Below are 17425 nucleotides of genomic sequence, written 5' to 3' on the forward strand. Positions count from 1 at the left end.
TGCGTCATGTTTGCGAAAGCTCCGCAAGCATCACCGACAGCGTGCCCGCCTCGTTCTGCACGCCCGCATCGAGATTGGTCGCGCCCGGCGTCTCGGTTTCGATTGCACGCAACAGACGCGGCGTGAACGACGCGCCGAAGCGCGCGATCATTGCACCGCGTGCGCTGTCTTTGGCTTCGATGAGTTCGCGCAATTCGTCGAGCGGCAAGCCGACGAACAGGTTGAGCGGATAAGGCGGCGCGTCGGCATCGCCTGAGTCCTGGTTGGCCGCGCGAATGCGCAGGCCCGGCTGCAGATGTGCCGCGAATTCAGCCGTCACTTCGTAGTCAGGCGCAAAGTTGAGCGACGTCTTTGCCTCGCTCTCGAGAAAAGGCGCAACGCCTTCGAGGCGCGCAAGTTCTTCGTCGCTGAGCAGCATGATCGGTTCTCCTTTTAGTGGCATCGCCAGATTTGCGGGCGAGACTAGCTTCCCAGCAAGCCGCTTGCCGCGGTCGCGTGCGACCTGTCGCGCATACGTGCGGGCATGAGCGATGCTGCGCGTGGCTGACATCGACTAACCCAAGCCGTGCCTTGCGCGACGGCGAACCGAACGGTGCTACCATGCATTCGAATCTGAAAGGCGCGTTGCTGGCCGTATCGATTGCCGCGTTGGCAATGGGCGCGTCCGGCTGCAAGAAGGTCGACGACGCGAACAAGGACACCACGAGTTCCGCCAGCAGCGGTGTGATGAGCAATTCGGCGGGCGCGAATGGAACGAGCGGTGAGAGCGACGCCGCGAAACGCGCGAGCGATACGGCGGCGGCCGGTGCTTCGGGCCAATCGGGCAGCGCGGCGTCCGCGGCCTCCGGGAGTCAATAACGCGTCGTCGTGTCAGTTAAATTGCAGGAGCGCCGCGCTCGGGCTCCGGTTTGCAAGGGACTTGTCATGAGTGAATCGACGCATCGGCCGTCATTGGGCGCGGCCGTCTATTACCAGGACCCGTTCGCCGCGCTCGAGTGGCTCGAGCGGGCTTTCGGCTTCAAGCGGCAAATGGTGATTACCGACGACGCCGGGCAACTCGCTCATTCGGAAATGCGTTTCGGCGATAGCTACGTGATGATTAGCCGCGAATGGTCGGAAGACTCCGTGAGTCCTGTATCGGTCGGCGGGAAGAATACGCAGTCGGTGCACGTGCAACTAAGCGAAGGCATCGACGAACATTGCGCCCGCGCGCGGGCCGAGGGCGCTGTCATTACGCGCGAACCGGCGGATCAGTTTTATGGCGACCGTGTTTATGCGGCGCGCGATCCGGAAGGACATATCTGGAGTTTCGGGCAGACCGTGCGCGCCGTTTCGCGCGAAGAAGCGGAGCGCGTGAGCGGCTTGAAAATCGAAGGCTGGATATAGCGGGATATGCGTAACGAGCCTGAGATTAACCGCGCCGGTTCTGTTCCGATTCACATGCAACAACCCGCCGGCGTCAGTTTCCGTTTTGCAAAAGCGGACGATGCAGAAACCATTCGCGCGATCGAATTCGAAGCGGGCGCGCGCTTCGCGAGCGTCGGCATGACCGGCATCGCGGATGCGCCGCCGATGAGCCTCTCTGTTGTCGAGCGCAAGATTGCGGCGCAGGAGATTATCGTCGCGGTGGATAGCGATGGAACGCGCGCCGGATTCCTGATGTTCGAGCCGCAACCGGCGCGCATCTACATTCAGGAACTCGACGTATTGACCTCGCATGCGGGGCGGCGCATCGGCGCGGCGTTGATCGAAGAAATCGTGCAGCTGGGGCGTTCGCGCGGGCTCATGCAGCTTGTTTTGTCGACGTATCGCGACGTGCCGTGGAATGCGCCGTATTACCGGCGACTCGGCTTCCGCGATATCGAAGAAGCCGAGCTTGATGACGCGCTGATTGCGCGGCGCGATGCGCATATTGCGCGAGGGCTTGATGAATCGAAGCGCGTTTTCATGCGACGCGATCTTGGTTGATGCGGTTTTTGACGTGCACGCTTTGCGCGACGCAGAGCAAAAAAGCGGCGGGCGTCGCCGGAGTTTTGCACATCCTCCGATGACACCCGCCGCTCTTTGCTACATGTCTGCAGCAGCGAATCTTCTTGCTTTACCGCTTATTCCACCGCTTATTCCACAGTCTCCAGCGCCGGATAATCCACATAACCCGTCTCGCCACGAGCGTAATACGTAGCCGGGTCCGGCTTGTTCAACGGCGCGTTCGTCGCAAAGCGGCGCACGAGGTCGGGATTCGCGATGAACAACTGGCCCCAGGCCACTGCGTCGGCTTCGCCTGCGTCGAGTACTTGCTGCGCGGTTTCCTTCGTGAACTTTTCGTTCGCGATGTACGGGCCGCCGAATTCCTTCTTCAACTGCGGGCCAAGGCGATCTTCGCCCAACGCTTCGCGCGCGGCGATGAATGCGATCTTGCGCTTGCCGAGTTCGCGGGCCACATAGCCGAAGGTTGCCGCGGCATTCGAATCGCCCATGTCGTGCGAGTCGCGGCGCGGCGCGAGATGCACGCCCACGCGCTGTGCGCCCCACACGTCGATGCAGGCGTCGGTGACTTCGAGCAGCAGACGCGCGCGATTTTCGATCGGGCCGCCGTAGGCGTCGGTACGCTGATTGGTGCTGTCCTGCAGGAACTGGTCGAGCAGATAGCCGTTCGCGCCGTGCACTTCAACGCCGTCGAAGCCCGCGGCTTTCGCGTTTTCCGCGCCTTTGCGGAAGGCCTGAACGATGCCCGCGATTTCATCGAGTTCGAGTGCGCGCGGCGTCACATACGGACGCTCGGGGCGCACGAGGCTCACGTGGCCTTTCGCGGCAATCGCGCTCGGCGCAACCGGCAACTCGCCGTTCAGGAACAGCGGATCGGAAATGCGGCCCACGTGCCACAGTTGCAGGAAGATCTTGCCGCCGGCAGCGTGCACGGCCTGCGTGACGAGCTTCCAGCCTTCTACCTGTTCCTGCGACCAGATGCCCGGCGTGTCGGCATAACCCACGCCCTGCGGCGTGACGGAAGTGGCTTCGCTGATAATGAGCCCTGCCGTTGCGCGCTCGGCGTAGTACTTCGCCATCAGCGCGTTCGGCACGCGGATTTCCTCCGCGCGCTGACGCGTGAGCGGCGCCATGATGATGCGGTTCGACAGCGTGAGGTCGCCAATTTGCAGCGGATCGAAAAGAGTCGGCATAAATATTCACCTTTGGCGGAGGCGCGGACGCCTTGCCGAAAAGAGTTGCGTGACAACAAGAAAGTGACGGAAAGCGGCGATGCGGGACGACTCAGAGCTTCGAGTTCATATGCTCGAGAAACGCCTGAATAACGGCCTCGTTGCGTTTGAAGAACACCCATTGCCCCACACGTTTCGACGTGACCAGTCCCGCGCGCTGTAACGCGGCGAGATGGGCCGACACGGTGGACTGCGAGAGCCCGCAGCGCGCGTCGATCTTGCCTGCGCATACGCCGTGATCGAGCGGGAGTTCCTGATCGGCGAAGTGCGCATGCGGCTCGCGCAGCCAGCCAAGAATCTCGCGCCGCACCGGATTGGCGAGCGCCTTGTGTATCGCGTCCATGTCCGGCGCGATGGGGGTTCGTTTCATTCGTCAACTACCGTCATGCGGTTTCAATGAGCAGGCGCGCGGCGCGTTGATGCGTCGCGTTGCCTTACGTCTGCATCGCTACTGGACGAAGTATATATCGGATTTTGACGATATGCGTTGAGGCACTACTGGGGGTGGGGGAATGGATGAGGGCCGCCTATCAGGGCAGATTCTCGCGCAGCACGATGCTGAACTGCACCGGCTTCACGTCGCTCATCGCATCGCGCTTGTCGCGCACGTTGCGGAAAATACGCAGACAGTTTCCAACCATGGCCTGCGGAGTCTGCGTGATCAACGCGTCCATGGTCCCGTCGATTAGCAAGGCTCGCGTGTCCGGCGTCAGCCCATGCCCGACGAAAAGAATCTTCTGTTCCGAGCGCGCTTCGACGATTGCGCGCGCCACGCCATCCGATCCGCCGCCACTGTTGTAAATGCCGGCGAGGTCCGGATGCTGCTCGAGCAGCCTGCGCGTCTGCATATAGTTGCGCTCGCTATCGTCCTGTCCTTCGCGCAGTCCGATAACGCGCACTTGCGGAAAGGTGGATTCGATCAGATGAAGAAAGCCGATCTCGCGTTCTTCATGTCCGCGATAGTTGAGGCTGCCCGCTAGCATTGCGATCTTTCCGCTCGGCCGAGGACCCATGAAACGACCGAGCAACAGTGCCGCGGTGCGTCCCGCCGAACGATTGTCGATGCCCACGTAAGCGAGACGCCGCGCATTCGACAGATCCGAAATGAGCGTGATCGCGGGCACGCCCTGGTCGGCCAGCGCATTGACTGCATCGCGCACCACAGGATGCTCGAGCGCCATGAATACAACGCCATCCGCGCGTTGTCCGTAATGCAGCAGACGGTCGGCCAGTTCTTTAGGGTTGAAACTTTCGACGTAATGCACGCGGCACTTCATGTCGAGCGCATTCCATTGATCGTGCGCGAAGTCGATATAGTCGCCCAGCATATGCAGATAGCGATTCGTGCCGGCGGGCAGCAGAAACGCGATGCGCATGGGTCTGGAAGCGGCCGCAGCAGGCGCTTCCTGTGTGAGCAGATAGCCGAGTTGCGCGGCCGCCTCCAGCACACGCCGTGCGGTGACGGCGCGCACGCCTTCGCGCCGGTTGAGCACACGGTCCACCGTGGCAGTGGAGACGCCCGCAGCGCGCGCGATGTCCGGAATGCGGGCACGTGCGGCGGTGATGAGGTTAACCGGATCGGCCATAACCGTCCTTCGCAGATTGGAAGTCCATCAAAAACCATCAGGTTCGCGGTTTGACAGCGATTGCCGCGCACGCCTAGTCTTGCAGCTATCACACGACAGATCAACGCAGTCGATCGGAAGTCGGAGCGTTGCCAGCAGGTGATGATGTTTTTTGATGGATTCGTCAGTCACATCAATTATAAGCAAGGAGACACTCAAATGACCAACCTCGCGAGACGCGCATTGCTGCGTGCCGCAGCCGCCGCGCCGATGGCCGGCGCGCTCGGCTTTCCGGCGATCGTGCGTGCTGCATCCGGCCCGGAGTTCGTGTTCAAGTACGGCAATAACCTGCCGCTGACTCATCCATTGAACGTTCGGGCGCAGGAGGCGGCCAATCAGATCCGCGAGGCGTCGAAGGGGCGCATGGAGATCCGTATCTTCCCGAACAACCAGCTCGGCGGCGATACGGACATGCTCGCGCAGGTGCGCAGCGGCGGCATTGAGATGTTCACGCCCTCCGCACTCGTCGTATCGACGCTCGCGCCGTCGGTTGCGATCAACGCCGTCGGCTTTGCGTTCAACGACTACAACCAGGTGTGGGCCGCGATGGACGGCAAGCTCGGCGCTTATGTGCGCGCGGCGATGCAGAAGGCCGGACTGGAGTCGTTTGAAAAGATGTGGGACAACGGCTTTCGTCAGACGACCACCAGCAACGGACCGATCACGAGCGCGCAGACCATGCGCGGACTGAAGATTCGTGTGCCGGTGAGCCCGCTCAGCATCGACATGTTCAAGGGGCTCGGCGCCGCACCGACCAGTTTGCAATTCAGCGAAGTGTATTCGTCGCTGCAAACACATATTGTCGATGCGCAGGAAAATCCGCTGCCTATCGTGCAGGTCGCAAAGCTCTACGAAGTGCAGAAGTACTGCTCACTGACGAATCACATGTGGGACGGCTACTGGTTCGTACTGAATCCGCGCGCATGGCAGCGTCTGCCGAAAGACCTTCAAGGCATTGCGAGCGACGCGTTCAATCAGTGCGCGCTGAAGCAGCGCGACGATGTGCGCAAGCTCAACGACGCGGCGGTCGCCGATCTGCAAAGCAAGGGCCTTGCGATCAACCGGCCCGCGCCTGATTCGTTTCGCGCGGCGCTGCGTCAAGCGGGTTTCTACGCGCAATGGAAAGGCAAGTTCGGCAATGAGGCGTGGGACCTGCTCGAGCAATCGGTCGGCAAACTGGCCTGATGCAACACCGCGCGGGCAAGCATCGGACGACGCGCGGCGCACGGCCGCGAGGAGATGGCAGCATGTCGAATCACGTATTGAACGCGGCGCAGGCCACTGTGCCGTTGCCGACGGTGAGCACGCCGCGCCGCTGGCTGAAGGCGCTCGACCGCGGCCTGATTTCGGTCGTCGAAGTGTGCGCGGCGCTGCTGCTTGCTGTGGAAATCGTGGTGATGCTCGCGGGCGTGGTATCGCGCTACGCGTTGCATCAACCTCTGGTGTGGTCGGATGAACTGGCCGGCATCCTGTTCCTTTGGCTCGCGATGCTAGGCGCCGTACTCGCATTGCGACGCGGCGAACACATGCGTATGACCGCGCTCGTCAGCCGGTTATCGGCGGAGCGTCGCGCTTTTGTCGATACGCTGGCCATTGCGGCGTCGGTCGCATTGCTGGCGCTGCTCGTTGCGCCCGCCTATAACTACGCATCCGGCGAAGCGGCCATCGTCACGCCTGCTTTGCAGATCAGCAATGCGTGGCGTGCGTTTGCATTGCCGATTGGCGCCGCGCTGATGCTGGTCGTCGGCGTGATGCGGCTTGCACAGACTTGCCGCATGCGCGACGTCCTTATCGCTCTGGTGATCGCGGCGCTTTTCGGCGCAGCGGCGATGTGGGCAGGACCGTGGTTCCAGACGCTCGGCAAGGCGAATCTGATCATCTTCTTTGTGGGCGTGGTTGCAATCGGCATCTTCTCCGGCGTGCCAATCGGCTTTTCGTTCGCACTCGCCACGTTCGGCTATCTCGGCCTTTCGACCTACACTCCGCTGGAAGTGGTCGTGGGGCGCATGGACGAAGGCATGTCGCATCTCGTGCTGCTGGCGGTGCCGCTGTTCGTCTTTCTCGGGTTGCTGATCGAGATGACAGGCATGGCGCGCGCGATGATCCAGTTCCTCGCGAGCCTTGTCGGTCATGTGCGCGGCGGGCTGTCGTTTGTGCTGATCGGTGCGATGTATCTCGTGTCCGGCATCTCCGGTTCCAAAGTGGCCGATATGGCGGCCATCGCGCCCGTATTGTTTCCCGAGATGAAAAAGCGCGGCGCGTCCGAGGGCGACCTCGTCGCCCTGCTTGCCACCACCGGCGCGCAAAGCGAAACCATTCCGCCGAGCATCGTGCTGATTACGATTGGCTCCGTCACCGGGCTTTCCATTTCCGCGCTCTTTACTGCGGGGATGTTGCCGGGCGCCGTGCTCGCGCTCGTTCTGTGCGTCGTCGTGTGGTGGCGCTATCGGAAGGAGGATTTGAGCGGCACGCAGCGCTTCAGCAAGCGGCAGATAGGCCGGCTCTTTATTGTGTCGCTGCCCGCGCTGGCGTTGCCGTTCGTCATCCGGGCCGCGGTGGTCGAGGGCATCGCGACCGCTACGGAAGTGTCGACCATCGGCATCGCCTACTCGATGCTGATCGGCCTCCTCATCTATCGCCGTTTCGAGTGGCGACGGCTTCCCCGCATGCTTGTCGATGCAGCCACTTTGTCGGGCGCGATTCTGTTCATTATCGGCTGCGCCACTGCAATGGCATGGGCCCTCACGCAATCGGGTTTCTCGCAGGACCTGGCGCAATGGATGGGTGCAATGCCCGGCGGCGCATACGGTTTTCTGGCCGTGTCGATCGTCGTGTTCGTGATGCTCGGCAGCGTGCTCGAAGGCATTCCGGCGATCGTGCTGTTCGGTCCATTGCTGTTTCCAATCGCGCGGCTTGCGGGCGTGCATGAAGTTCACTACGCGATCGTGGTGATTCTCTCGATGGGTGTGGGTCTCTTTTCGCCGCCGTTCGGCGTCGGCTACTACTCCGCGTGCGCGATCAGCAAGGTCAGTCCCGATGCGGGCATCCGTCCTATCGTCGGCTATATGGGGGCGTTGATCGTAGGGCTGATTGTCGTTGCCGCGATACCCTGGATCTCAACCGGCTTTCTCTAACTGCTGTCTATCCGTTCGACCTTCGGGCGCTGCATTTTTGCCGCGCCGGGGAGTCGCTCGTCTATCAATATTTGCTGCGTGGGGAGATTTTCATGAGTCGTTTCTTTGGCGAGATTCGTCAAGCGGGGTACGTGGTGCGCGATATCGAAGCCGCGATGGATTACTGGAGCCGCGTGCTCGGTGTGGGACCGTGGTTTTACAACGAACGTGTGCCCATTGAAAACTACACTTATCGCGGGCAATCATACGAAGTCCATAACTCCGTTGCGCTGGCGAACTCCGGACCGCTTCAGGTCGAACTGATTCAGACAAGGAACGAGGCGCCCTCCATGTACCGCGATTTTCTCACCGCTGGCAATACAGGGCTTCAGCACAACGCTTACTGGACCACTTCGTTCGACGCCGACCTCGCGCGTTTGCAGCAGCAAGGCTTCAAGGTTGCGATGAGCGGCGAAGTCGGCCGCAACGGCCGCTTTGTTTACTTCGACACGGAGAATCATCCGGGAACGGTGATTGAGCTCTCGGAGATTGCGGGTCCAAAGGGCAAGCTCTTCGACATGATCTACGCAGCCTCACGCGATTGGGACGGCCGTGAGCCGGTGCGCCGCTTTCCTGATCTGAACGCGCTATGACCGACGCACAGCAGCCGCATGGCGGCGATCGCGATTCGCTCGAAGCCGATTATCTGATCGAGACGCCGCTCGATCCCACGCGCGTCGCTGAGATCATGGCGGGCGAGCAGTCGAGCGGCACTTTCGTGCGCGTGGCGAACGAAACCGACGCACTGCGCGCGCGAAGCCGCGCGAGCGTGCTGCGCATCGACGAGATGGAACCCGCGGCGCAGCCGAGTCTTCATAGCTCATGGCTTGCCCGACAGGGCGCGCGAGGGCCGTGGCGGCGCGCGCGCGTTACGCTGTCTTTTCCGCTTGCCAATATTGGCGCTAACTTGCCGACGCTTGCCGCGACCGTCGCAGGCAATTTGTACGACCTCGGCGAAGTCACCGGCATGCGCTTATTGTCGCTGCGTTTGCCGGCGTCTTATCGTGCGCGCTTTGAAACTCCGCGTCATGGCGTGCAGGGTACGCGTGCGCTGACGCAAGTAACCGGCGGGCCGCTGATCGGCACCATCATCAAACCGAACGTGGGCCTGAGTGCTGAAGAAACCGCGGCACTGGTACGCGATCTGTGCGAAGCAGGCGTCGATTTTATCAAGGATGACGAAGTAAGTGCGAACCCCGCGCATGCGCCGCTCGCGGAACGCGTGCGCGCGGTCATGTCCGAAGTGCGCCGCTATCGGGAACGCAGCGGCCGCACGGTCATGGTCGCCTTCAATATCACCGACGACCTCGACGCGATGCGTCGTCACGCGGAACTGGTGGAGCGCGAGGGCGGCACGTGTGTGATGGCAAGCATCAACTGGTGCGGCTTTTCCGCTATTCAGACGCTGCGTCGCGCCACGCCATTGGTGCTGCACGCGCATCGCAACGGCTACGGCATGATGTCGCGCGATCCGTCGCTCGGCATATCGTTTCAGGCTTATCAGACGCTGTGGCGTCTGGCGGGCGTCGATCATATGCATGTACACGGCCTCGCCGGCAAGTTCGCGCAAAGCGACGACGAAGTCATCGAGTCCGCACGCGACTGCGCGACGCCGCTCGCCGCAGGCTGCGATGACACGGTATTGCCGGCGTTTTCTTCGGGACAGTGGGCAGGCACTGCGCAAGCGACGTTCGATGCAGTGCGATCCACCGACCTGTTGTTCATGTCGGGCGGCGGCATTCTCGCGCATCCCGATGGCCCCGCAGCCGGTGTGATGAGTGTGCGGCAGGCATGGGCCGCGGTAGAGGCGCGCACGCCCGTGCCGGTCTACGCGGAGCGCATGCCGGAACTGCGGCGCGCGCTCGAGTTTTTCGGCGGCCGCAAGTGAGTTCACACGACGACCACAGCCGTAGCGGCGAGGCCGGCGGCGGCCCGCAATACGCGTTTTACGGCGACGATTTCACCGGCGCGACCGATACGCTCGCGCATCTCGCACGCGCCGGCTTGCGCACCATGCTGCTGTTAGCGCCACCGGACGCAGCGCGTCTGCGAAAGCTCGGCCCGCTCGATGCGATTGGCGTGGCGGGAGCCGCGCGTACGATGTCGCCGGATGAGCAGCGGGTCGAACTCACAAATGTCGGTCAGGCGTTTGCCGAACTCGGCGTGCGCGTGATGCACTACAAGGTCTGCTCGACTTTCGATAGCGCGCCGCAAACGGGCAGCATCGGCGTGGCGATCCGCACGTTGCGCGACTATTGCGCGAATCCGCTTGTTGCAGTGATTGGCGGACAGCCCAATCTGCGGCGCTATTGCGTGTTTGGTGAGTTGTATGCAGCGGGGGGTGCTGACGATGACAAGTCGTCCATCTATCGGATCGATCGTCATCCGACCATGAGCCGGCATCCCGTTACGCCGATGGACGAGGCGGATTTGCGCGTGCATCTGCGGCGGCAGGGCGTGGATAACGTGCAGTACATCGACTGGCGCTGCTACGCGGCAGGCGACACCGCGCTTCGGAGCGAACTGCAAGGCCGGCTCGCTTTGCGGCCCGATGCAGTGCTGTTCGACGTGCTCGACGATTCGCATCTTCACGCGATTGGGCGCTTGCTGATGCATCAGGTGAGAAGTGCCGCGCCGCTGCTTGCGGTAGGCGCGAGCAGCGTGGCGCAGGCGTATGCGTCGGCGCTCGGCCAATCGGCGGCCAGTGAAGCAGTGCCACAGCGCGAGCGGTTGGCTCGTGCACGCGGTCCGGTATTCGTGCTGGCCGGCAGTCTGTCGCCGTTGACCGAGGTGCAGATCCGCGCCGCGCATTCCTATCGCCACATTGAACTGGACCCCCTGCAGATGACGGGCGAATCGGCACACGGCTATCTAATGGCGCAAGTGGCCGCAATCGCCGATGCGTTGCGCGATGGAAGTAATGTGTTGGCCTTCACGGCGCGGCGCCGGTCGAACGCGTACGAAACGCAGGGCGCGCTGCCGCAACTTGCGCACGCGTGTGCGTCATTGCTGCACCACGTGCTTGGCGCAGTGAAATTGCAGCGCGTCGGCATAGCTGGCGGAGACACCTCGAGCATCGCTGTGCGGACCTTGGGCGCATGGGGCCTGTCGTATCTTGCTCCGCTGCCGGCCGGAGTGACCGTGTGCCGCGTGCATGCCGACAGTGCCGAACTGGACGGCGTCGAGCTAATGCTCAAGGGTGGCCAGATGGGCGACGCAGACGTGTTTCAGCAAATGCTCGAAGGGTATGGCGACGACGAACGCAGCAACGTTTAACTGCGTTGATCGTTGATTGGCAGGTGTCCGCCGCGTCCCGATCTTCGCGACTACGGATGAATGGTTTCGCCGCGATTCAGCATGCCGATGAACTCCTCGATCTTTCGCATTCGTGTTGCAGGTTTTTTGGCGTTCTGTATCCGAAACAGGATGGCGTAGCGGTTTCGTCCATTCAGCGTCGCAAAGAAGGCGCTGGCCTTGGGATTCGCAGCGAGTGCGGCCTGCAGGTCGTCCGGTACGACTGAGTTGCTGGCCGACGTATACGCAGCTTCCCAGCGGCCATCCTCTTTGGCTTTCTCGACTTCCCGCATGCCCGAAGGAAGCATTCTGCCTGCGGCGATCAGCGCTTCGGCCCGCTCTTTGTTGAGCTTCGACCAGATACTTTTTGCCGATCGTCGCGTGAAGCGTTGCAACCAGTATTCTTCACTTTCAGCCTGTTTTTGGCCGTCGATCCAGCCATGACAAAGAGCGCTCTCCAGCGCCTCTTCGTAAGTCAAGGTTGGCTGCCCGGCTCCCTTTTTGGCAAGGCGCAGCCATATTCCGGTCGACGTGTCGCCGTTTTGCGTCAACCAGTTTTCCCATTCGTTCTGGTCAAGGCATGTCAGACGAGGCTCAGTCATGGTGGGTCCGAATGGTTGCATTCAGGCCGACGGCGCTTTCGTTCACCGAGGGCTCGCATTACCGGCGTTCAGTATCGTGCCCGGTATCGCGTTGCGTCGGGATCTCGCTTTCGCGCCCGGCCGGCGCCTCATCATTACGCGACGGATGAACATCGCCATCGCCTCGCTCGCCATTGTCGGGCGAGCCGCCGGTCACCGGCGCGCCGCGCTGATTGCCGAATGAGCCGCCGCCGGAAGCCCCGGTAGATTTCGAAGGGTTGCCCCGATCATCGTCGTCGTTCGATGGTGTGTTCGTCATCGTGTGCTCCTATGGGTTGCATTAGTGCGTTCATCGCGAGCAAGCCATGCGCCAGCACTACCGATACGCTCAACCCAGCGCCCCCGTTTCACACGCTAGCTATTGCGCTGCCCACCCGCAATCACCCGCTCCAACGACAGCTTCAAATGCCGCAACATCGCCGCTTGCGCCTGGATCGCATCGCGCGCTTCAAGCGCTTCGAGAATCGCGCGATGCTCGTCGGGCACCGCGCGCCACGTCGTTTCGTTTTCGAAGTGGCCGCGCAGCTTTTCCGACAGCGGACTATGCCGCGCGTCGAATAGCGAACTGACGGTGCGCACGAGCACTTCGTTGCCCGACATCTGCGCGATGGCGAGATGGAAGGCGCGGTCGGCCGTCACGGGGATTCTGCCGGCCTCCACTTCGTGCTCCATCTCCTTGTAGATCGCACGCAGCGCCTTGAGGTCCTTCGGTTTGCACAACGGCGCGACGCTCGCGACGATCGCGCCTTCGATCACGCAGCGCGCCCCCATGATGTCGAGCAGGCTGTCGCCGAGCTCGGCCTGTGAAAGCGCCGCGCCTTTTTTCGCGGGCGGCGCCGCGCACAGATAGACGCCGGAGCCCATGCGAATTTCGACGAGCCCTTCGAGCTCCAGCGCAACGAGCGCTTCGCGCACCGACGGCCGCGACACGCCGAGCGTCTCGGCCAGCGCGCGTTCGGGCGGCAAGCGGCCATTCGGCGCGAAGTCCGGCTGGGCGATCAGGTCGCGCAGCTTTTCCGCGATCTGGAGATAGAGACGGCGAGTGTCGGCAGCTCTGGTGGTCACAAAACGTTTCCTGGCGGTGGAGCTTCATCAAGCCCGGTAAGGCGAACGCCGATTGTAGAGCGAAGCGCCAGCGGCGCAAATCGCGGCTCGGGACGAAGCTCGGGGTTTTCCCAGGGAGCCGGCAAATTGGCTTGACCAGTGAGCCAGTTTACCGTTATTTTTCGCAAAGTGGTAAGGCCGGAAGCGATGCAACCTGCGGGCGTCGCTGCGCCGCGCTCTTTGCCGAAGAATTTCCACACTCACTAAAAACTCAAACCGGACGCGCGCGTCGTTAACGTGCTGCTCGCGTGCCGAGCCTGGAGTAACCAACAATGGCCAACCCGATTCTTCAATTCGGCACAAGCCGATTTTTGCAGGCGCATGCGGATCTGTTCGTGTCCGAAGCGCTCGACGCAGGGCGCGCGCTCGGCCATGTGACCGTCGTGCAGACCACGGCGAATCCGGAAAGTCTCGCGCGTATCGACGCATTGCGCGCGCAGGGCGAGTACGACGTGCGTATCCGCGGCGTGCGCCGCGAAGCAGTGATCGATACGACGACGCGTTGCCGTGCGATCAGCGAAGCATTGAACGCCAACACGGATTGGCCGACGGTGGTGGAGCGCTTCGCGCGCGATGCGCGCGTCGTGATCTCGAACACCGGCGACCGCGGCTACGAGTGTTTCTCCGACGATACCGCCGAGCTGCTGCGCCGCGACGCCAGCGTGCCGCGCGGCTTCGCGGCGAAGCTCGTGGTGCTGCTGCACGCGCGCTTCAACGCAGGCGCCGCGCCGCTGACGCTGCTGCCTTGCGAACTCGTATCGCGCAACGGCGAGACGCTGCGTGCGCTCGTCGCCGACATCGCGCGTAGCTGGAATGCCGAGGCCGAATTCATCCGCTATATCGAAGAGACTTGCGTGTGGGTGAACTCGCTGGTGGACCGCATCGTGTCGGAGCCGATCCGGCCGGTCGGCGCCTATGCCGAGCCGTACGCACTGTGGGCGATCGAGCGCCAGGACGGCATGGTGCTGCCGTGCGAGCACGAAGCGATGATCGTCACCGACGATCTGCCGCACTACGAGCGTCTGAAGCTGTTGCTGCTCAATCTCGGCCACACGTGGCTCGCGGAACGCTGGAAAGTCGACGCGCGCGATCCGCAGGAAAACACATTGCACGCGATGCGCGATCCGGCGCTGCGTGCGGACCTCGAATCGCTATGGCGCGACGAGGTGCTGCCCGTTTTCGACGCGCTCGGCCAGGGCGACGACGCACGCGCGTATCTCGACGACGTGCGCGAGCGCTTCGAAAATCCGTTCCTCGATCATCGTCTCGCGGACATCGCCCGCAATCACGAGCAGAAGAAGCAACGCCGCTTTCAACCGGTGATCGATCTGGCGCATGAACTGCGTTTGCAGTTGAAGCAGCCGCGTCTGCGCGCGGCGCTCGCAACGTCGCCCGATCATCTGAACACCTGACTATCAGCCCAGGAGGAGACAGTTTCATGAAAAAAATGCGTTGGGTTGTGATCTTTCTATGCTTTCTCGCGATCGCCGTTAACTACATCGACCGTGCGAATCTCGCGGTCGCCGCGCCGCAAATCGAAAAGGCGCTGGGCATCGGCCCCGCCGAAATGGGCTTCATTCTGAGCGGCTTTTTCTGGACCTACGCGTTGATGCAGATGCCGTTCGGCTGGTTCGTCGATCGCGTCGGCGCGCGCATTGCGTTGCCGCTCGCAGTCGGCTGGTGGTCGTTGTTTACCGCCGCGACCGCGGTGACCACCAGCGTCGCGGGCATGTTCGGCTGCCGGCTGCTGCTCGGCGTGGGCGAGGCGGGTGCGTATCCGTCGTGCGCGAAGCTCGTCAGCCAATGGTTTCATCCGCGTGAGCGCGCCATCGCGACGAGCATCTTCGACAGCGGTTCGCGCGTCGGCTCCGCGCTGTCGATTCCGGTCGTCGCGCTCATCATCAGCGCGCTCGGCTGGAAAGCGGCCTTCGTGCTAACCGGCCTGCTCGGCGCGGTGTGGATCGCGGGCTGGTTCGTGATTTATCGCAACCCGTCGCAAGACGATCTGGACGGCGCGCACGACGCCACGCGCGCGGCGCAAACGAGCGGCCAGCAAAAGGTCACGTGGGCGTCGCTGTTTCGCCACCGCACGCTGTGGGGCATGATGCTCGGCTTCTTCTGCCTGAACTTCGTGATCTATTTCTTCATCACGTGGTTTCCGAGCTATCTCGTGCAGACGCGCGGCTTTTCGCTGAAATCGCTCGGCACGCTCGGCATGATTCCGGCGTTGATCGCGATTCCCGGCGGCTGGCTCGGCGGCTATGTGTCCGACGCGCTGTTCCGGCGCGGCTGGAGCCTGACCGCGGCGCGCAAGACGTGCATGGTCGGCGGCATGCTGTTGTCGTCGGTGATCACGCTGTCGGCGTTCACGGAGAACGTGTATCTGATGCTCGCGTTCTTCGGCATCGCGTACGGCAGCCTCGCGTTCGCCGCAGCGAGCATCTGGTCGCTGCCAGGCGACGTTGCGCCGACGCCGGGCCATGTCGCGTCGATCGGCGGCATTCAGAACTTCGCGTCGAACCTGGCGGGCATCGTCATCACCACGTTCACCGGCGCGATGGTCGCGCTCACGAAGGGCTCGTTCACGATTCCGCTCGTGGTGGCAGGCGGTTTCTGTTTTCTCGGTGCGTTCAGCTATCTCGTCATCGTGGGCCGCATCGAGCCGTTGTCGATCGAGCCGGCTCGCGACGACGAGCGCGAGCGCGTGAGTTCCACTGTCTGACCCGTCCGATTCATTCTGCTTTCGAGGCTTCTCATGTCGACTCAAGCCAGCGTTGCGTCCGCGATCATCCGTCTGCATCCGGGCGACGACGTCATCATCGCGACTCGCCAGCTACTGCCGGGCACGCGCATCGACGCGGAGCAACTGGTGGTCACCGGTTTGATACCGCCCGGCCACAAGATCGCGACGCGCGACATCGCGAAAGGCGAGCCGGTCAAGCGCTATAACCAGATCATCGGCGTCGCGCGCGAAGCGATTGCGCGCGGCCAGCACGTTCATGTGCAAAACCTCGGCATGTCCGAGTTCGCGCGCGAGCATGTGTTCGGCGTCGATGCACAACCCGACCGCTTATGTGAAGGAACCCGCGCACTTCATGGGCATCCGTCGCGGCGACGGGCGCATTGCGACGCGCAATTACATCGGCATCCTGACGAGTGTGAATTGCTCGGCGACGGTCGCGCGCGCGATCGCCGATCATTTCCGCCGCGACGTGCATCCCGATGCACTCGCCGATTATCCGAACGTCGACGGCGTGATCGCGCTGACGCACGGCCTCGGCTGCGGCATCGACACGCAGGGCGAAGGCATCCGCATTCTGCGCCGCACGCTCGCGGGCTATGCGGTGCATCCGAACTTCGCGTCGGTGCTGTTCGTCGGGCTCGGCTGCGAAACGAACCAGATCGACGGCGTGCTCGAGGCCGGCGGTCTCGGCAGCAGCGACCTCAAGCTGCGCAGCTTTACGATCCAGGACAGCGGCGGCACGCGCAAGACGATCGAGCGCGGCATCGCGATGGTGCAGGAAATGCTCGCCGACGCGAACCGCATCCAGCGTGTGCCCGTGCCGGCTTCGCATCTCAGCATCGGCTTGCAGTGCGGCGGCTCGGACGGTTACTCGGGCATCTCCGCGAATCCCGCGCTTGGCGCCGCGGTCGATCGCGTCGTGCGGCATGGCGGCACCGCGATCCTCTCGGAGACGCCGGAGATCTATGGCGCCGAGCATCTGCTCACGCGCCGCGCGGTGAGCCCCGCTGTGGGCGAGAAGCTGCTTGCGCGAATCGCGTGGTGGCAGGACTACTGCGCGCGCAACGGCGGCGCGCTCGACAACAATCCGTCGGCCGGCAACAAGGCGGGCGGCCTCACGACGATCCTCGAAAAATCGCTCGGCGCGGTCGCGAAGGGCGGCACGACGAATCTCGTCGACGTCTACGAATACGCGCAGCCGGTCGCCGCAAAAGGTCTCGTGTTCATGGATTCGCCGGGCTACGATCCGGTCTCAGCGACGGGCCAGGTTGCGTCCGGTGCGAACGTGATCTGCTTCACGACGGGGCGCGGCTCCGCGTATGGCTGCGCGCCGTCGCCGTCGCTGAAGTTTGCGACGAACAACACGCTGTGGGAGCGTCAGGCGGACGACATCGACCTCAACTGCGGCGGCGTGATCGACGGCAGCGCGAGCATCGACGAACTGGGTGAAGCGATCTTCCAGATGATGCTCGATTGCGCGTCCGGCACGCGCACGAAAAGCGAATTGCATGGCTACGGGCAAAGCGAATTCGTGCCGTGGCAAGTCGGCGTGGTGACGTGACGCGAACCCGCACGTTACGCAAACTGAAACCCGATTGAAGCCCGATAGCCACATGAATCGCTGATA

General features: G+C 62.8%; 17 protein-coding genes and 1 pseudogene. 11 read left to right on the forward strand and 7 right to left on the reverse strand.

All coding sequences use genetic code 11. The annotated features are described in order from the left end of the window. Positions 1 to 4 precede the first annotated feature (4 nt). Positions 5 to 418, reverse strand: coding sequence for a hypothetical protein (locus tag ABIE53_RS25790; RefSeq protein ID WP_192699298.1), 414 nt, complete (start codon positions 416 to 418; stop codon positions 5 to 7). 182 nt (positions 419 to 600) lie between these two features. On the opposite strand from ABIE53_RS25790, the gene ABIE53_RS25795 reads away from it, so the two are divergent. The 3 genes from ABIE53_RS25795 to ABIE53_RS25805 all read left to right on the forward strand — a co-directional run bounded on the left by ABIE53_RS25795 (position 601) and on the right by ABIE53_RS25805 (position 1968). Further along, complete coding sequence (locus tag ABIE53_RS25795; RefSeq protein WP_006049387.1) at positions 601 to 858, forward strand: hypothetical protein; 258 nt, start codon at positions 601 to 603, stop codon at positions 856 to 858. Positions 859 to 924: 66 nt separating this feature from the next. Next, positions 925 to 1386, forward strand: a complete 462-nt coding sequence (locus ABIE53_RS25800) for a VOC family protein (RefSeq protein WP_006049388.1) — start codon at positions 925 to 927, stop codon at positions 1384 to 1386. Positions 1387 to 1440: 54 nt separating this feature from the next. Further along, entirely contained in the window at positions 1441 to 1968 is a 528-nt protein-coding gene (locus tag ABIE53_RS25805) for a GNAT family N-acetyltransferase (RefSeq protein WP_192699297.1), read from the forward strand. 149 nt (positions 1969 to 2117) lie between these two features. On the opposite strand, the gene ABIE53_RS25810 is transcribed toward ABIE53_RS25805, so the two are convergent. The 3 genes from ABIE53_RS25810 to ABIE53_RS25820 form a co-directional block, all read right to left on the reverse strand. Beyond that, positions 2118 to 3179 carry an alkene reductase gene (locus ABIE53_RS25810; RefSeq protein ID WP_006049390.1) on the reverse strand — a complete coding sequence of 354 codons (1062 nt, stop codon included), beginning with the start codon at positions 3177 to 3179 and terminating at the stop codon, positions 2118 to 2120. Between the two features lie 91 nt (positions 3180 to 3270). Beyond that, positions 3271 to 3588 (reverse strand): ArsR/SmtB family transcription factor, encoded by a 318-nt coding sequence (locus ABIE53_RS25815; RefSeq protein ID WP_053859450.1) that lies wholly within the window; start codon positions 3586 to 3588, stop codon positions 3271 to 3273. A gap of 160 nt (positions 3589 to 3748) precedes the next feature. Then, positions 3749 to 4804: a LacI family DNA-binding transcriptional regulator gene (locus tag ABIE53_RS25820; protein ID WP_053859449.1), complete on the reverse strand. Its 1056-nt coding sequence runs from the start codon at positions 4802 to 4804 to the stop codon at positions 3749 to 3751. 198 nt (positions 4805 to 5002) lie between these two features. On the opposite strand from ABIE53_RS25820, the gene ABIE53_RS25825 reads away from it, so the two are divergent. From ABIE53_RS25825 to ABIE53_RS25845, 5 genes are all read left to right on the forward strand, one after another. After that, positions 5003 to 6028: a TRAP transporter substrate-binding protein gene (locus ABIE53_RS25825; RefSeq protein WP_006049393.1), complete on the forward strand. Its 1026-nt coding sequence runs from the start codon at positions 5003 to 5005 to the stop codon at positions 6026 to 6028. Between the two features lie 62 nt (positions 6029 to 6090). Then, the gene (locus tag ABIE53_RS25830) at positions 6091 to 7977 is read left to right on the forward strand and encodes a TRAP transporter large permease (protein WP_192699296.1); all 1887 of its coding nucleotides are present in this window, start codon (positions 6091 to 6093) and stop codon (positions 7975 to 7977) included. A gap of 92 nt (positions 7978 to 8069) precedes the next feature. Beyond that, entirely contained in the window at positions 8070 to 8609 is a 540-nt protein-coding gene (locus ABIE53_RS25835) for a VOC family protein (protein WP_053859448.1), read from the forward strand. Beyond that, on the forward strand, positions 8606 to 9904 hold the full coding sequence (locus ABIE53_RS25840) for a ribulose-bisphosphate carboxylase large subunit family protein (RefSeq protein ID WP_053859447.1): 1299 nt from the start codon (positions 8606 to 8608) through the stop codon (positions 9902 to 9904). Before ABIE53_RS25835 ends, ABIE53_RS25840 begins: the two co-directional genes overlap by 4 nt. After that, positions 9901 to 11292 carry a four-carbon acid sugar kinase family protein gene (locus ABIE53_RS25845; RefSeq protein ID WP_192699295.1) on the forward strand — a complete coding sequence of 464 codons (1392 nt, stop codon included), beginning with the start codon at positions 9901 to 9903 and terminating at the stop codon, positions 11290 to 11292. Before ABIE53_RS25840 ends, ABIE53_RS25845 begins: the two co-directional genes overlap by 4 nt. 50 nt (positions 11293 to 11342) lie before the next feature. Here the strand turns inward: ABIE53_RS25845 and ABIE53_RS25850 are convergent, their stop codons facing one another. The 3 genes from ABIE53_RS25850 to ABIE53_RS25860 all read right to left on the reverse strand — a co-directional run bounded on the left by ABIE53_RS25850 (position 11343) and on the right by ABIE53_RS25860 (position 13016). Beyond that, complete coding sequence (locus tag ABIE53_RS25850) at positions 11343 to 11912, reverse strand: YdeI/OmpD-associated family protein (RefSeq protein WP_006049399.1); 570 nt, start codon at positions 11910 to 11912, stop codon at positions 11343 to 11345. 58 nt (positions 11913 to 11970) lie between these two features. Continuing rightward, positions 11971 to 12210 (reverse strand): hypothetical protein, encoded by a 240-nt coding sequence (locus ABIE53_RS25855; protein WP_053859444.1) that lies wholly within the window; start codon positions 12208 to 12210, stop codon positions 11971 to 11973. Between the two features lie 95 nt (positions 12211 to 12305). Beyond that, positions 12306 to 13016, reverse strand: coding sequence for a FadR/GntR family transcriptional regulator (locus ABIE53_RS25860; protein ID WP_006049401.1), 711 nt, complete (start codon positions 13014 to 13016; stop codon positions 12306 to 12308). 311 nt (positions 13017 to 13327) lie between these two features. On the opposite strand from ABIE53_RS25860, the gene ABIE53_RS25865 reads away from it, so the two are divergent. The 3 genes and pseudogenes from ABIE53_RS25865 to ABIE53_RS25875 all read left to right on the forward strand — a co-directional run bounded on the left by ABIE53_RS25865 (position 13328) and on the right by ABIE53_RS25875 (position 17359). Then, positions 13328 to 14467, forward strand: a complete 1140-nt coding sequence (locus tag ABIE53_RS25865; RefSeq protein ID WP_192699294.1) for a mannitol dehydrogenase family protein — start codon at positions 13328 to 13330, stop codon at positions 14465 to 14467. Between the two features lie 26 nt (positions 14468 to 14493). Beyond that, a complete protein-coding gene (locus ABIE53_RS25870; protein ID WP_006049403.1) occupies positions 14494 to 15777 on the forward strand; it encodes an MFS transporter in 1284 nt (427 codons plus the stop codon). Positions 15778 to 15810: 33 nt separating this feature from the next. Continuing rightward, positions 15811 to 17359: pseudogene (locus ABIE53_RS25875) on the forward strand (UxaA family hydrolase). Positions 17360 to 17425 lie beyond the last annotated feature (66 nt).

Source organism: Paraburkholderia sp. OAS925, from assembly GCF_040543975.1.
Classification (GTDB): domain Bacteria; phylum Pseudomonadota; class Gammaproteobacteria; order Burkholderiales; family Burkholderiaceae; genus Paraburkholderia; species Paraburkholderia graminis.

Bases quoted from the DNA above. Each gene is read 5' to 3' on its own strand.
- ABIE53_RS25790 (WP_192699298.1), bottom strand. From the start codon at position 418: ATGCTGCTCAGCGACGAAGAACTTGCGCGCCTCGAAGGCGTTGCGCCT.
- ABIE53_RS25795 (WP_006049387.1), top strand. From the start codon at position 601: ATGCATTCGAATCTGAAAGGCGCGTTGCTGGCCGTATCGATTGCCGCG.
- ABIE53_RS25800 (WP_006049388.1), top strand. From the start codon at position 925: ATGAGTGAATCGACGCATCGGCCGTCATTGGGCGCGGCCGTCTATTAC.
- ABIE53_RS25805 (WP_192699297.1), top strand. From the start codon at position 1,441: ATGCAACAACCCGCCGGCGTCAGTTTCCGTTTTGCAAAAGCGGACGAT.
- ABIE53_RS25810 (WP_006049390.1), bottom strand. From the start codon at position 3,179: ATGCCGACTCTTTTCGATCCGCTGCAAATTGGCGACCTCACGCTGTCG.
- ABIE53_RS25815 (WP_053859450.1), bottom strand. From the start codon at position 3,588: ATGAAACGAACCCCCATCGCGCCGGACATGGACGCGATACACAAGGCG.
- ABIE53_RS25820 (WP_053859449.1), bottom strand. From the start codon at position 4,804: ATGGCCGATCCGGTTAACCTCATCACCGCCGCACGTGCCCGCATTCCG.
- ABIE53_RS25825 (WP_006049393.1), top strand. From the start codon at position 5,003: ATGACCAACCTCGCGAGACGCGCATTGCTGCGTGCCGCAGCCGCCGCG.
- ABIE53_RS25830 (WP_192699296.1), top strand. From the start codon at position 6,091: ATGTCGAATCACGTATTGAACGCGGCGCAGGCCACTGTGCCGTTGCCG.
- ABIE53_RS25835 (WP_053859448.1), top strand. From the start codon at position 8,070: ATGAGTCGTTTCTTTGGCGAGATTCGTCAAGCGGGGTACGTGGTGCGC.
- ABIE53_RS25840 (WP_053859447.1), top strand. From the start codon at position 8,606: ATGACCGACGCACAGCAGCCGCATGGCGGCGATCGCGATTCGCTCGAA.
- ABIE53_RS25850 (WP_006049399.1), bottom strand. From the start codon at position 11,912: ATGACTGAGCCTCGTCTGACATGCCTTGACCAGAACGAATGGGAAAAC.
- ABIE53_RS25855 (WP_053859444.1), bottom strand. From the start codon at position 12,210: ATGACGAACACACCATCGAACGACGACGATGATCGGGGCAACCCTTCG.
- ABIE53_RS25865 (WP_192699294.1), top strand. From the start codon at position 13,328: ATGGCCAACCCGATTCTTCAATTCGGCACAAGCCGATTTTTGCAGGCG.
- ABIE53_RS25870 (WP_006049403.1), top strand. From the start codon at position 14,494: ATGAAAAAAATGCGTTGGGTTGTGATCTTTCTATGCTTTCTCGCGATC.